Raw genomic sequence first — 14,390 nt, forward strand, 5'->3', positions numbered from 1 at the left:
AGCGGCGCAGAAATTCCCGCAGGTGGCGGATTGTCCGTGAGTCAGTGACCGCAAGCCTTGCCATGGATCAAGCAGCCCCTGCGCGATCGGCTAGAATGGCCGCCTTGTCGTTGCCGAGCCTGCCATGAAACCTGTATTGCCCCACGCCCAACTCGACTGGGATGACCAGGGACGCCCGCGTTCGCGGGTGTTCGACGACGTGTATTTTTCCGACAAATCAGGTCTGGACGAAACCCGTTATGTATTCCTCGAACAAAACCGTCTGGCCGAGCGTTTTGCCGCATTGCCGGCAAGCGGTCGTTTGGTTATTGGTGAAACCGGCTTCGGCACCGGACTGAATTTTCTCTGCGCCTGGCAGTTGTTCGAGCAGCATGCGGTGGCCGGTGCGCGGCTGCATTTCGTCAGCGTCGAAAAATACCCGCTGAGCCCTGCCGATTTGCACCGGGCCCTGGCCTTGTGGCCAGAGCTCAAGCCGTTGGCCGATCAGTTGCTGACGCACTACGTGGCGATCCATCAGGGTTTTCAGCGCATCACGTTGGCCAACGGCCGCGTGACGCTGACGCTGCTGATCGGCGATGCACTGGAACAGCTGCCGCAGCTCGATGCGCAGATCGACGCGTGGTTTCTCGACGGCTTCGCCCCGGCGAAAAACCCCGACATGTGGACCGCCGAACTGTTCGTCGAACTGGCGCGACTGGCAGCGCCCGGTTCGACCATCAGCACCTTCACCAGCACCGGTTGGGTACGGCGTTTGCTGAATGCCGCCGGGTTCAAAATGAAGCGCACGCCGGGCATCGGCCACAAGTGGGAAATCCTCCGTGGCGAGTTTCTCGGCTGGCCAGCGGAAGTTGCGCCGCCAGTGCCGGACAAGCCGTGGTTCGCGCGCCCTGCCCCGATTGTCGGTGAGCGGCGTGCGCTGGTGATCGGCGCCGGTCTGGCCGGATGTGCCACGGCGTCCAGTCTGGCCGCACGCGGCTGGCAGGTCACGTTGCTGGAACGCCATGACGCCGTGGCGCAGGAAGCCTCCGGCAATCCACAAGGTGTGCTGTACCTGAAACTGTCCGCCCACGGCACGGCGTTGTCGCAACTGATCGTCAGCGGTTTCGGTTACACCCGGCGCCTGCTGGAAACCCTGCAACGCGGCACCGATTGGGACGATTGCGGCGTGCTGCAACTGGCGTTCAATGCCAAGGAAGCCGAGCGCCACGCGCAATTGGCGCAAGCCTTTCCCGAAGATCTGTTGCAGTGGCTGGATCAGCCCGAGGCGCAAGCCCGCGCCGGGGTCGGCGTGAGCCATGGCGGTTTGTACTATCCCGAAGCTGGCTGGGTGCATCCGCCGGCGCTGTGTCAGGCACAAGCGGCGCAGCCGAACATCGAACTGCTCAGCCATTGCCAAGCGCTGCAACTGCGCAAGGTCGATGATCAGTGGCAGGCGCTGGACGGTGAGCGTTTGCTCGCCAGCGCGCCGGTCGTGGTGCTGGCCGGTGCTGCCGAGATCAAACGTTTCGCCCAGAGTGCCGAGTTGCCGCTCAAGCGCATTCGCGGGCAAATCACCCGTCTCGCCGAAACCGCAGACAGTCAGGCACTGGCCACCGTGGTATGTGCCGAAGGCTACGTCGCCCCGGCCCGATTGGGCGAGCACACCCTCGGTGCCAGTTTCGATTTCAACAGCAATGACCTGACGCCGACCACCGCCGAGCATGTGGGCAATCTGGCGATGCTCGAAGAGATCTCCAGCGACCTCGTCGCGCGTCTGCACATCCGCGAACAGCCGGTCGACAACCTGCAGGGCCGCGCCGCCTTTCGCTGCACCAGCCCTGACTATTTGCCGATTGTCGGCCCGCTCGCCGATCGCGACGCCTTCCTCGACGCCTATGCCGCCCTGAGCAAGGATGCCCGTCAGGTGCCAGACATCGCCTGCCCTTGGCTCGACGGCTTGTACATCAACAGCGGCCACGGCTCTCGCGGTCTGATCACCGCGCCGCTGTCAGGCGAACTGCTCGCCGCGTGGCTGGACAACGAGCCGCTGCCGCTGCCACGCAGTGTCGCCGAAGCCTGTCACCCTAACCGCTTCGCCCTGCGGCAGTTGATTCGCGGCAAGTGAATCTCACATGTCTGGCATCACGCACAGGCCCAGGTCCATCAGGCGGATAGACTCTTGCGTCAGGCGCTTGAACTCTGCCTCTTGCGCCTGCTCCTTTTGAAGTTTGAGGGCAAGCCCCTTACTCACATAGTCAGCACTGGGCAGTGTGTCCGCCTGCTCATCGAGGGCACTCATCCGCGGCGCGAACGACGCTTCAATCAGCGAGAACTGACGCGTAAACGTACGTTTCAGGTAGTCACGCCAGAACGTCTGCTGCTGCATGAATTCGAGCCATTGGGGGGAGAGTTCATCTGTAGCGATCCGGTGTTGCGCCTTTTCCAGATCAGCGGCGGTCACGCCGCTCTCCGGTCCGAGCAGCATGTTCTGCGGCTGGCCGGGCAGGTCCAGGGTCTTCGCCAGCCCGATGCGATAAGCCAGGTTCACCTCGACTTCATCCAGCTTCCCGACCTTGACCGCATGGTCGTGGGCAATCGCGTTGAGTCGATGCAGCCGGAACAGCCTGCGGCCGAGTTCGAGCAGCGGTTTGGCAGTGACCTTGCCGCCGGCTCCCTTGGTGACATGATCGACGTGAACAGCAACTTCAAGATGACTGAAATTGATCGCCGCTGTGTCATCGCAATTGATCGGGTTGGCGGCCATATCGAGCAACTCATCGCACAGAGGGCCATCAGCCTCTGCTGCCTTCAATACTTCCCAGATCCGTCGCTGCATGTCAGCGCTGCCCTTCGTCCCGTCGGCGGTATCGCCCAGTCGCGCCAGCAACTGGAACAAGCCTTCGGCACGGGGATCGTCGCGAAACGCCTGCCAGATCCGCACCTGCGTCAGCCATTCCTCACCGGTCGTCTTGGTGAGCCATAATGAGCGCGCAGTTTGCTCGTGGAGTCGGGCAATGTCGTCTGCGGTGTAACCCATTCCTGTACCGTAATTATTGCGGTAGTTATCCAGATACGTTTGGCTGGTTTCAGTAAAGGGATTGAGCCCCAGGTTGAGCACCCGGGTAAACCGTCGCGGTTTTTGAAACAGCCAATCGGGCAACTCCTTGATCTTGTTTTTGCTCAGATCCATCCATTCGATATGGGCGAGATTCTGCAGACCTTGAGGCAGTTCGGTAATCCCCGTATCGCGCAGCAACAACAGACGCAGGTTGCTCATTTGACTGACATCCGGGGTGGCGCCCAACGGGTTGTTGTTCAGATTCAGGTACGTCAGCGTGCGCAGCCGGTTCAGCTTCGTCAATGTCTGCTCGGTCAGCTTTAGCTGATTGCCCTCCAGGCTCAATCGCTTGAAGTTGGGCATATGCGACAGCACCTCGGGGAGCCGGGTGATTTTATTGTTGTCGAGTTCCAGCGACTCAAGCTGTTTGAAGGATTTGAGGAAGTACGTGACATCATCATTCTGCGCCATGTCTTTCATCGACAAATGCTGGATATGGTCAAAGCTCAATCCCGCAGGCATGCTCGGCAGCTTGCCGATGCGCATTCGATCGAGATTGAGGGCGCAGACCGATTTGCCCTGTTCACCCTCGGTCCAGTCAAACCGCCGAAAGCCCTCTACGATCAGCTCGGCCACCATCTTGCGGCTTTGCCGCGCTTCGGCCAGTTCCCCACCCATCGCCTCCAGGGCGGTGCCATCTTCACTCCAGATAAAAAGAACGTCACGCAGGGTTTTCAAATCCTGACGCAAGGCTTTGACCCGAATCGCCCGGCTCAGCGGATCGTCGCCCAGCTCATCAAGCAATTGACTGGCCTGCGCGTCATCCAGGCGGGGATAGAGTTTGCGCACTTTGCGCAGCAACTTGCCTGAGTGGTGTGTCGCCGGGGCCTGATCGCCTTGCACGCAGGCCGGCTCGACGCCCGGCGGTTCGTACTTGCCGTTGACCAGTGCGCGCGCGGTGGCTTCGCGCTCTTCGAACCCTGCGTCGAGCAATTTTCTGCGCAAGCGCTGTCTGCTTGGCTGCCCGGCATCGATCAATCCGCTCGCTTCACGCTGACGTGACGGGAGCGCCTTCAGGATGGCGGTGTACAACGCGTCGGGCGCCGACGCCACCTTGCCAAGGGATTTTTTGTTGCCGTCAAATGCTTCATAACCGTCAGCGGATTTCACCAGGTAACAGGTATCGTCGGCGGTCGCGGACGCATCGCCGATGGCTTCCAGCACGGGCCCGGTCAACGCCTTTTCGCGCACCTCCAGGCGCAGTTTTTTATCCCAGCCGCCAAGGCGTGGCAGCAATTGAATGGCCAGTTTGTCGGTATCGGCATTCGCCAGCAGTGGCCAGTGAAATCCCGTCAACCCACGGTCGAGCCGCACCTTGGCGGCAGCGGCCCGGGCGCGCTGCCCCAGCCGCAATGGCACCCGTGCGGTGGCGCGCAGGTGCTGGCGCTCGACACTGGGTGCGCGGTCGATCAGCCGTTGTCCATAGCGTGCCGGGATGTCGGCGAAAACCTTGCGCAAATTCAGCAGCTCATCCGCCTGAATCTCGTCGTAGCGTTGATACAGACGCTCGAACACCGCGCGATAATCGGACCTGAGCGCCGCACCCAGCTTTTTCGCCAGTGCGCTTTCCTCAGTGCTTCTTGCGACTTTGCCGCCAAGCAATGCATCGACCTCGTTTTGGTACAGACCATCGATAACCGTTTGCAACAATTGGCCCCGGGACAATTGGTCCCGGGTAACGACCACACCCAGCGTTTCGTCGATCGTACTGTTCGCCGGATAGGTTGCTTCGACGGCCCCTTCTTCTCCGGCCACCTCGATATAGCGGTCGGTGGGCCAGCCCGGCAGTTTCGGCAAGGCATGCATCAGCGTCTCGCCAGATTGCCCGGAATGGGTTCCGCCGTTTTCCAGCGCCACGGTCAACTCCCGCAACTGGAGCCCGATGCGTACACGCTCGACGGTATCGCGCAGGCGCTCAGGCAGGCTCAGATTGTCGCTGAAGGTGTCGAGCACGGTCTGATGCGAGGTGTCGCTGAGTCGACGCATCATGTCCAGGTCGCTGTCGACGAATTCGCGCAAGTGCGGATCGATGCGTTTGAGTGAGTACGCGGAGCTGCCCCATTCCTCCGGCTCTTCGCCGGGTAGCCGCCAACCGCCTTCGACGTGCCGGACCAGTTCCGGGGTATAGGCTTGCGTTCGTTCGGCGTGCTCCAGACGCCACAGGTTAGCATCGATATCGTAGTTGCCGGCGAACACACGATGGTCAACATTGCCAAGGGTTTTTGCACCAATCTGATAAAACCCCTTCGAGCCGGGATCGATGGTGACCCCTGCCGGAAGAAAATGCTCGTAGGGCGCGAGATCAGGCTTCCACAGGCGCGCTTTACCGGCGTGATTGAGAATGGCAGTGAATTCCCCAAAGAACTGCGGGTGCGTGCGCAGCAGTTTGCGACCCAGTGTCCCCAACACTTTTTGCCCACCGGCGAAGACGCCCATCAACGCGATGTTCTCGACCACGCTGAGCAGATGCGACAGGGCTTGCTGATGATCACCGCGCTGCCAGTCTTCGACACCTTCGTACACTTCGCCAAGCAATTGCCCCACCGCGACGCCCATCATCAATTGTCCGAGCACCGGCACGAAGAGCCCGGCCACCGAGGCAATATTCACTCCGCGCTGAACGAAATCGAGCAGACGCTTGCGGCGCGTCTCTTCATCGATATCAGCAGTAGGCACTGCCAGTTTGCGTGCGTCGATCTGCAACTTGCCGACATGGCTTTGCACCATGAAATCGAAGAGCGGCACGCTGATCGGCCATTGTTTGACCAGACCCAGATCGCCTTTTTCAGCGAGCGTCTGGAAGAAATCCGCCTTGTCATCTTCGTCGAGGCTGCGGGCAAAGTAGTCCCGATAATCCACGCTTTTCAGTTGTTGCACCAGGTAGCGCTTGAATGCATTGAAACTCGGGTATTCGTACACGGCCCGCTCAGGCTCGCCGGCCATGTACACCATGCATCCGTCCTCAGGGTATTGTTCCACGGAGCGTCTGGAAAAAACGACGACGCCCCACACGCAGCTGTCGAGCATCTGGATGCCCTGCATGATCAGCGGTTCTTCGCCGTACCGCAGGGTTGGCGTCAACGCGCCCTCGGCCATCACCAGGTCCTGCAACATGCGCAAGCCTGCCGCTGTGATATCGCCTTTGAGCACGGCCAGGTGCGCATCCAGTTCCAATAGCGACTGTTTCAACGCGGCGATATCACGGGTCATGGCACTGGTCGCCACGATTTTGCCGCTTTCATCACACAGGCCGAACACTTGCTGCAGATGCTCCTGGTATTTCTGGCCCAGATCCAGTTGACGGCAAAACGCGGCAAACGCCGCTGGGGTCAAGCCGCTCACACCCTGCGGCGCGCTTTTCAGGCGCACCTGACTGCCATCGGGAAACGCGTCAGCCTGCTCCTCGTCTTCGGTAAAATTTTGCATGGCAGCCTGCAAGAGCGTTTGCGAGGCGTGTTTGACGAGGTCTATCCCGGCCTGATCGGTCGCGTTCGTTTCGCAGCCACAATCAACACCCGGCAGACTGAGCACATCCGCGCCTGCGTCATAAAGCGCGGGCCATTTTTGGCTCAGTGCCGCGTTGAGTTCGCTGATACAGAAGTCGGCCAACGGTTTTAGCCGGGCCAGATCCTTATTGACCTTGAGTTGCCGGGCGTACAGTTCACGGTTGATTTCATCCAGCCTTGCCAGACTGGCGGCCGACGCCTGGAGCAAATACGCCGGGAGCGTTTTTTCCAGAGTTTCAGCGGTGTCGAGGTCGCCGGTTGCGTCGAATAAAGTGCTCAGGATGGCCCCTTGAGCCTGAGCAGGTTTGTTGTCTTGGGCGAGCATGGCAATAGTCCTTTATTGCGGTTGAGCCTTTGACGTTAGCGGTGACGCGCAGTGATTAACAACTCAAAATCCTGTGGGTAATCCAGGCCAATCAAGCACTTTTTGTCATGAATAAAATAGCCCTGCACCACCCGGCGAGCATTACCGTGCCCCTGACGCGCTGACGCTGAAAAGCGCATCGGCGCGCGCAAAGACCGCGTCTTCCGATCAGCCCTCATAACTGTCGCGCAAAAGGCAGAGTCGCCTCTTTATAACTTATCGATCTAAAACTCCCCCTACCGAGTCTGGTCAGTTTCTGAGTACCCGCTCTTCTGGCGAGGTACGGCTTGACCCCTCCCCAACGGAAAAACCGGTAAGGATTTTATGTGCGGATTAGCTGGCGAGTTACGTTTTGATCAACAACCTGCAGACCTTGCAGCGATCGAGAGAATCACCCATCACCTTGCCCCTCGCGGCCCCGACGCGTGGGGCTTCCATGCCCAAGGGCCGATTGCCCTGGGACATCGCCGCCTGAAAATCATGGACCTGTCGGACGGCTCGGCGCAGCCGATGATCGACAGCCAACTGGGCCTGTCCCTGGCCTTCAACGGCGCGATCTACAACTTCCCGGAACTGCGTGCCGAACTCGAAGCGCTGGGTTATGCCTTCTATTCCGGTGGCGACACCGAAGTGCTGCTCAAGGGCTATCACGCCTGGGGCGAAGCGTTGCTGCCGAAGCTCAATGGCATGTTCGCCTTTGCCATTTGGGAACGCGACGCCCAACGCCTGTTCATCGCCCGCGACCGTCTCGGCGTGAAGCCGTTGTACCTGTCGCGCACGGGTCAGCGTTTGCGCTTTGCCTCGGCGTTGCCGGCGTTGCTCAAGGGCGGCGACATCAACCCGATTCTCGACCCGGTGGCGCTCAATCACTACCTGAATTTCCATGCCGTGGTCCCGGCGCCGCGCACCCTGCTGGCCGGCATTGAAAAACTGCCACCGGCGACCTGGATGCGCGTTGAAGCCGATGGCACCACCGAGCAGAAAACCTGGTGGACCCTGCCCTACGGCCCACAGGAAGACGAGAAAAACCTGAAGCTGGAAGACTGGGTTGACCGCGTCCTCGACAGCACTCGCGAAGCGGTGGCGATCCGTCAACGTGCGGCGGTGGATGTCGGCGTGCTGCTGTCCGGCGGTGTCGATTCGAGCATGCTCGTCGGCCTGTTGCGTGAAGTCGGCGTGGAGAACCTGTCGACCTTCTCCATCGGTTTCCAGGATGCCGGCGGTGAGCGCGGTGACGAGTTTCAGTATTCCGATCTGATCGCCAAACACTACGGCACCCAACACCATCAGTTGCGTATCGACGAGAAAGAGATCATCGAGCAACTGCCCGCCGCGTTCCGTGCGATGAGCGAGCCGATGGTCAGCCATGACTGCATCGCGTTCTATCTGTTGTCGCGCGAAGTGGCCAAGCACTGCAAGGTGGTACAGAGCGGCCAGGGCGCGGATGAGCTGTTCGCCGGTTACCACTGGTACCCGCAAGTCGATGGCGCAGCCGATCCGTATGCGGCCTATCGCAACGCGTTTTTCGACCGCAGTTATGACGACTACGCCGCCACCGTACAACCGCAATGGCTGACTGCGCACGACGCTGCCGGCGACTTCGTCAAAGAACATTTCGCCCAGCCCGGCGCTGATGCTGCCGTCGACAAAGCTCTGCGTCTGGACAGCACGGTGATGCTGGTCGACGACCCGGTCAAACGTGTCGACAACATGACCATGGCTTGGGGTCTGGAGGCGCGCACGCCGTTTCTCGACTATCGACTGGTCGAACTGTCGGCGCGAGTGCCGGGCCAATTCAAGCTGCCCGATGGCGGCAAACAAGTCTTGAAAGAAGCCGCGCGTCGAGTGATTCCAAGTGAAGTGATCGACCGCAAAAAAGGCTACTTCCCGGTGCCGGGTCTCAAGCACTTGCAGGGCGACACCCTGAACTGGGTACGCGAACTGCTGCTCGATCCGAGTCAGGATCGCGGCCTGTTCAACCCGGCCATGCTCGACAAATTGCTGACCGATCCGCAAGGCCAACTGACGCCGTTGCGCGGTTCGAAGCTGTGGCAACTGGCAGCCCTGAACCTGTGGCTCAGTGAACAAGGAATCTGATCGATGAAACCCCACGCCACGGCCATCAACCAACGGCTGCTACGCGGTCAGACACCGTCTTATGAACGCTTGCAGGCACGTCTGGCCGAAGACGGCAGCACGCTGGCCGCCGAGCCGATTGCGCTGCATTGCGGCTGGGGCCGGTTGCTGATCGGCCACACCTTTCCCGATCCTGCGTCTCTGGCGCAGGAGCTGCTCAAAGAGCAGCCCGGCGAGCGCGATATCGCTTTGTACGTTGCAGCACCGCAGCAGATTCTCGGCCTGGAGCCGACGCAATTGTTCCTTGATCCATCCGACACCTTGCGCCTGTGGTTCAGCGATTACCGGCAGGCGACCCGAGTGTTTCGCGGCTTTCGTATCCGCCGCGCGCAAAGTGAGGCGGACTGGCAGGCGATCAATCAGTTGTATCAGGCACGCGGCATGTTGCCGATCGATGCCACGCGGCTGACTCCGCACCATCAGGGCGGCCCGGTGTATTGGCTCGCCGAGGATGAAGACAGCGGCGCGGTGATCGGCAGCGTCATGGGCCTGAACCATCAAAAAGCCTTCAACGACCCGGAAAACGGCAGCAGCCTGTGGTGCCTGGCGGTTGATCCGCAGTGCTCGCGACCGGGTGTCGGCGAAGTGCTGGTGCGGCACCTGATCGAGCACTTCATGAGTCGCGGCCTTAGCTATCTCGACCTGTCGGTATTGCACGACAACCGTCAGGCGAAAAACCTCTACGCCAAGCTCGGTTTCCGCAACCTGTCGACCTTTGCCATCAAGCGCAAGAACGGCATCAATCAGCCGCTGTTTCTCGGCCCGGGGCCGGAGGCGCAGTTCAACCCGTACGCGCGAATCATCGTTGAAGAAGCCCATCGACGCGGCATCGATGTGCAAGTGGATGACGCTGATGCCGGGCTGTTCACCCTCAGCCACGGCGGGCGCCGCGTGCGTTGCCGCGAATCGTTGAGCGACCTGACCAGTGCAATCAGCATGAGCCTGTGTCAGGACAAAAGCCTGACGCACAAAGTGCTCAAAGGCGCCGGGTTGAACCTGCCGTCGCAGCAACTGGCCGGTAATGCCGACGACAATCTGGCCTTCCTCGATGAGCATCAACGAGTGGTGGTCAAGCCGCTCGACGGTGAACAGGGTCAAGGCGTGGCGGTGGATTTGCAGAGCATCGAAGAGGTGCAGCAAGCCATCGAAACAGCGAAGCAATTTGATAGCCGCGTGCTGCTGGAAAGCTTCCATGAAGGCCTTGATCTGCGGATTCTGGTGATTGGCTTTGAAGTGGTCGCGGCGGCGATTCGCAAACCGGCGGAAGTGGTCGGCGATGGTCAGCATTCGGTCGGCGCGTTGATCGAGGCGCAAAGCCGTCGGCGGCAAGCGGCCACCAGCGGCGAAAGCAAGATTCCGCTGGACCACGAAACCCAGCGCACTTTGCATGCCGCGGGTTACGACTACAGCAGCATTTTGCCGGCGGGTGAGCATCTGTTTGTGCGACGTACGGCGAATCTGCACACCGGCGGCACGCTGGAAGATGTCACCGCGATTCTCCATCCGACGCTGGTCGATGCCGCAGTGCGGGCGGCGCGGGCGCTGGATATTCCGATGGTTGGCCTCGACTTGATGGTGCCAGCGGCGGATCAACCGGAGTACGTGTTTATCGAGGCCAACGAACGCGCCGGGCTGGCCAACCACGAGCCGCAGCCGACCGCGGAGCGCTTTGTCGATTTGTTGTTTCCGCACAGTCAGCCGGCTGTCTCTTGAATCTGCTTTGTACGGGCTGACGCCTTCGCGAGCAGGCTCGCTCCCACAGGGGAATGAATTCCAAATGTGGGAGCGACGGTGCGACGATTCGACCTGCTCGCGAAGAGGCCCTTAAATCCACTACCCATATTTCCTCATCGAAACCATCGGTGTGCTCAACCCATCAGGAGTTTCCATGACCACGCAAATCCCCGAACCGGATCTCAACTACCTGCAAAAAGTCCTCCTGGAAATGCTCGCCATTCCCAGCCCCACCGGGTTCACCGACACCATCGTGCGCTACGTCGCCGAGCGTCTGGAAGAACTTGGCATTCCGTTTGAAATGACCCGGCGCGGCACTATTCGCGCCACACTCAAAGGCAAAAAGAACAGTCCTGACCGCGCCGTCTCGGCGCACCTCGATACCATCGGCGCCGCCGTCCGTGCGATCAAAGACAACGGGCGCCTGACCCTCGCCCCGGTCGGCTGCTGGTCGAGCCGTTTCGCCGAGGGCAGCCGCGTCAGCCTGTTTACCGACAACGGTGTGATTCGCGGCAGCGTGTTGCCGCTGATGGCGTCCGGACATGCGTTCAACACTGCCGTCGATGAAATGCCTATCAGCTGGGATCACGTCGAACTGCGTCTGGACGCCTACTGTGCGACCAAGGCCGATTGCGATTCGCTGGGTATCAGCATCGGTGACGTGGTGGCGTTCGATCCGCTGCCGGAATTCACCGAAAGCGGCCACATCAGCGCCCGTCACCTCGATGACAAGGCCGGGGTTGCCGCGCTGCTGGCGGCACTCAAAGCCATCGTCGACAGCGGTCAGGAACTGATGATCGACTGCCATCCGCTGTTCACCATTACCGAAGAAACCGGCAGCGGCGCGGCGGCAGCATTGCCGTGGGACGTAAGCGAATTTGTCGGCATCGACATCGCGCCGGTCGCTCCGGGGCAGCACTCCAGCGAACACGCGGTGAGTGTGGCGATGCAGGATTCCGGCGGCCCGTATGACTATCACCTGTCGCGACATTTGCTGCGTCTGGCCGGTGAAAACGAACTGCCGGTACGCCGCGACCTGTTCCGTTATTACTTCAGCGATGCGCACTCGGCAGTGACGGCCGGCCACGATATCCGCACCGCCCTGCTGGCTTTTGGTTGTGATGCGACGCATGGGTATGAGCGTACGCACATCGACAGCCTGGCGGCGCTGAGCCGACTGCTCGGGGCTTACATTTTGAGCCCACCGGTGTTCGCCAGCGATGCAGCGCCAGCGAATGCTTCGCTGGACCGCTTCAGTCATCAGATTGAGCATGACACGCAGATGGAGAGTGATACGCGGGTGCCGTCGGTGGACAGTCTGGTGGGGCAGCGTTCCGATAGTTAAATCATCGATGTTTGGAGTACCGCTATCGCGAGCAGGCGAAGGCCTACCTTTGGAATGCGTTCCCCTGTAGGAGTGAGCCTGCTCGCGATGACGTCAGTCCAGGCAACACAAAACTGGCAGCCAACCCGCAATCGCCGTAGCATCCCGACATTGATTTGACCGAGGTGCCCATGCTCATTCCCTACGACGCGCTTGAAGTCGACACCCTCACCCGCCTGATCGAAGATTTCGTCACCCGCGACGGCACCGACAACGGCGATAACACGCCGCTGGAAACCCGCGTGCTGCGCGTGCGTCAAGCCTTGACCAAAGGCCAGGCACTGATCGTCTTCGACCCCGAAAGCGAGCAGTGCCAGTTGATGCTCAAGCACGACGTGCCCAAGCATCTGTTCGACTGAAATCCTCAGCGAACTTTCTGCGTGGCCTGCTTGCGCTGAATCCGCTCATAGACCTCCGCGCGGTGCACGTTGACCTTTTGCGGGGCCTCGACGCCAAAGCGCACGCTGGAGCCGTTCACTGACAGAACGCGCAAGGTGATGTCATCACCGATTGAAATCAACTCACCAACGACACGGCTGAGTACAAGCATGAGATTCGTCCTTCAGGGTTAGCGAGCCCTGAAGATGCGCGGCTTGCCGCGGCTCTACAATGCATGGCGGGCAAATCAGTTTTGCCTTACAGCCATGCTCGCATCAAGCCGTCAGACGTTTCCGACAAGCAACCCTCACGCCGCAGAAAATCGCGGCCCGAACAGAATCACGCTGGCGCCGATCACGCACAGTGCCACGCCGATCCAGTCCGAACCCAATGGACGCACCCGCTCGACCACCATCAGCCAGCCAATCGACGCGACGATGTAGATCCCGCCGTACGCGGCGTAGGCGCGCCCGGCATAATTGGCTTCGACGCGAGTCAACAACAACGCGAACAAGGTCAGACTGAGCAGCGCAGGAATCACCCACAGAGCACTTTTGCCCTGGCGCAGCCACATGAAGAAGGCGAAACAACCGGCGATTTCAAACAGCGCCGCGAGGAAGAACCACAAGTAATTGAGCATTGATGCGTCTCGACAGGGTGACCATTGCGGCCACCCTAACGACGCCGTCTGTTACGGGCAAGCTCAGCCGTTGTTCTGTTTGGCCTTGGCGCGCATTTTCTCGGCCATGGAAGTCATTTCGTTATAGAGCAGTTGCGGGTTTTTCTGCTTGATCGCCCAAGCCATGCGCCCTTGTTCGTGGGGCAGGATCATGAACTCGCCGGCTGCCACTTGCTGATAGATGTAGTCGGCGATGTCCGCCGCCGTGATCGGCGAACTTTCCAGCAACTTGCCGACCTGCGCTTTCATCGCCGGGGTCGGGCCACGGAAAGAGTCGAGCAGATTGGTCTGGAAGAATGACGGGCAGACCACGTGCACGCCGACTTCCTGTTGCGCCAGTTCAATCAACAGGCTTTCCGAAAGTGCTACCACGCCAGCCTTGGCCACGTTGTAATTACTCATCGCCGGGCCCTGCATCAATGCGGCCATGGAGGCGATGTTGATGATTTTGCCTTTGCTTTGTTCAAGCAGCGGCAGAAACGCTTTGCAACCCTTGACCACGCCCATCAGGTTGATCGCGATCTGCCAGTCCCAGTCTTCCAGCGACAATTCGCTGAAGAAACCGCCCGAGGCAACACCGGCGTTATTGACGATGATGTCGATGCCACCCAGCTTCTCTTCGCACGCCTGAGCGAACGCGGTGAGCTGGCTGTAATCACGCACATCGCAGCGCTGAATGAAGCCGTCGCCACCCGCCTCGCGGACCATTTTCAGGGTTTCCTGCAGGCCGGGTTCGCTGACGTCCGACAAGGCCAGTTGCCAGCCTTCACGCGCCCAGCGCAGCGCGATTTCGCGACCCAGGCCCGAGCCCGCACCAGTGATCATCATGCGATTTTGCATAGCAGACAGCCTTGTTGTTCCGGGGAAGATGCGCGGAGTGTAGCGAAGGATCGGCGCGCGCCCACGCTCCATCAGATTGCTGAATGGAGGATCAAAAGATCGCAGCCTTCGGCAGCTCCTACATCGAACTCCTGTAGGAGCCGCCGAAGGCTGCGATCTTTTGATCTTGTGCTTCAAAGGAAATAAACGAGCAATCCAAATACATTAAAAAAACATTGAATTTTCTTTCACACACACCGGTCGGAATTTGTAAGCCGTCTGGAATTACTTAG

Annotated in this window: 9 protein-coding genes; 5 read left to right on the forward strand and 4 right to left on the reverse strand. The window is 60.1% G+C overall.

The window, feature by feature from the left end; translation table 11 throughout:
- The first annotated feature begins 124 nt into the window (after positions 1 to 124).
- Positions 125 to 2,104, forward strand: a complete 1,980-nt coding sequence (gene mnmC / locus AC5SEM_RS17495; RefSeq protein WP_495470922.1) for a bifunctional tRNA (5-methylaminomethyl-2-thiouridine)(34)-methyltransferase MnmC2/FAD-dependent 5-carboxymethylaminomethyl-2-thiouridine(34) oxidoreductase MnmC1 — start codon at positions 125 to 127, stop codon at positions 2,102 to 2,104.
- A gap of 3 nt (positions 2,105 to 2,107) precedes the next feature.
- Here mnmC and AC5SEM_RS17500 read toward each other — a convergent pair whose 3' ends face one another.
- Positions 2,108 to 6,928 (reverse strand): NEL-type E3 ubiquitin ligase domain-containing protein, encoded by a 4,821-nt coding sequence (locus tag AC5SEM_RS17500; protein ID WP_495470923.1) that lies wholly within the window; start codon positions 6,926 to 6,928, stop codon positions 2,108 to 2,110.
- Positions 6,929 to 7,291: 363 nt separating this feature from the next.
- Here AC5SEM_RS17500 and AC5SEM_RS17505 point away from each other — a divergent pair, with 363 nt between their 5' ends.
- The 4 genes from AC5SEM_RS17505 (at position 7,292) to AC5SEM_RS17520 (ending at position 12,580) form a co-directional block, all read left to right on the forward strand.
- Positions 7,292 to 9,064: an N-acetylglutaminylglutamine amidotransferase gene (locus AC5SEM_RS17505; RefSeq protein WP_495470924.1), complete on the forward strand. Its 1,773-nt coding sequence runs from the start codon at positions 7,292 to 7,294 to the stop codon at positions 9,062 to 9,064.
- A 3-nt stretch (positions 9,065 to 9,067) separates the two neighbouring features.
- Positions 9,068 to 10,816 carry an N-acetylglutaminylglutamine synthetase gene (gene ngg / locus AC5SEM_RS17510; RefSeq protein ID WP_495470925.1) on the forward strand — a complete coding sequence of 583 codons (1,749 nt, stop codon included), beginning with the start codon at positions 9,068 to 9,070 and terminating at the stop codon, positions 10,814 to 10,816.
- Positions 10,817 to 10,991: 175 nt separating this feature from the next.
- Positions 10,992 to 12,182 carry an osmoprotectant NAGGN system M42 family peptidase gene (locus tag AC5SEM_RS17515; RefSeq protein WP_077574040.1) on the forward strand — a complete coding sequence of 397 codons (1,191 nt, stop codon included), beginning with the start codon at positions 10,992 to 10,994 and terminating at the stop codon, positions 12,180 to 12,182.
- 170 nt (positions 12,183 to 12,352) lie between these two features.
- Positions 12,353 to 12,580, forward strand: coding sequence for a YheU family protein (locus AC5SEM_RS17520; RefSeq protein ID WP_153871035.1), 228 nt, complete (start codon positions 12,353 to 12,355; stop codon positions 12,578 to 12,580).
- 5 nt (positions 12,581 to 12,585) lie between these two features.
- Here the strand turns inward: AC5SEM_RS17520 and csrA are convergent, their stop codons facing one another.
- The 3 genes from csrA to AC5SEM_RS17535 form a co-directional block, all read right to left on the reverse strand.
- Entirely contained in the window at positions 12,586 to 12,771 is a 186-nt protein-coding gene (gene csrA / locus AC5SEM_RS17525; protein WP_077574041.1) for a carbon storage regulator CsrA, read from the reverse strand.
- Positions 12,772 to 12,906: 135 nt separating this feature from the next.
- Entirely contained in the window at positions 12,907 to 13,239 is a 333-nt protein-coding gene (locus AC5SEM_RS17530; RefSeq protein WP_008088571.1) for a YnfA family protein, read from the reverse strand.
- Positions 13,240 to 13,302: 63 nt separating this feature from the next.
- Positions 13,303 to 14,118 carry an SDR family oxidoreductase gene (locus tag AC5SEM_RS17535; protein ID WP_331691703.1) on the reverse strand — a complete coding sequence of 272 codons (816 nt, stop codon included), beginning with the start codon at positions 14,116 to 14,118 and terminating at the stop codon, positions 13,303 to 13,305.
- Positions 14,119 to 14,390: the final 272 nt, after the last annotated feature.

The organism is Pseudomonas sp. CH61, from assembly GCF_059429415.1.

What these genes read in the sequence shown, in the direction of transcription:
- AC5SEM_RS17505 (WP_495470924.1), top strand. Translation starts at nt 7,292, where the DNA reads ATGTGCGGATTAGCTGGCGAGTTACGTTTTGATCAACAACCTGCAGAC.
- AC5SEM_RS17535 (WP_331691703.1), bottom strand. Translation starts at nt 14,118, where the DNA reads ATGCAAAATCGCATGATGATCACTGGTGCGGGCTCGGGCCTGGGTCGC.
- AC5SEM_RS17520 (WP_153871035.1), top strand. Translation starts at nt 12,353, where the DNA reads ATGCTCATTCCCTACGACGCGCTTGAAGTCGACACCCTCACCCGCCTG.
- csrA (WP_077574041.1), bottom strand. Translation starts at nt 12,771, where the DNA reads ATGCTTGTACTCAGCCGTGTCGTTGGTGAGTTGATTTCAATCGGTGAT.
- AC5SEM_RS17500 (WP_495470923.1), bottom strand. Translation starts at nt 6,928, where the DNA reads ATGCTCGCCCAAGACAACAAACCTGCTCAGGCTCAAGGGGCCATCCTG.
- AC5SEM_RS17530 (WP_008088571.1), bottom strand. Translation starts at nt 13,239, where the DNA reads ATGCTCAATTACTTGTGGTTCTTCCTCGCGGCGCTGTTTGAAATCGCC.
- ngg (WP_495470925.1), top strand. Translation starts at nt 9,068, where the DNA reads ATGAAACCCCACGCCACGGCCATCAACCAACGGCTGCTACGCGGTCAG.
- AC5SEM_RS17515 (WP_077574040.1), top strand. Translation starts at nt 10,992, where the DNA reads ATGACCACGCAAATCCCCGAACCGGATCTCAACTACCTGCAAAAAGTC.
- mnmC (WP_495470922.1), top strand. Translation starts at nt 125, where the DNA reads ATGAAACCTGTATTGCCCCACGCCCAACTCGACTGGGATGACCAGGGA.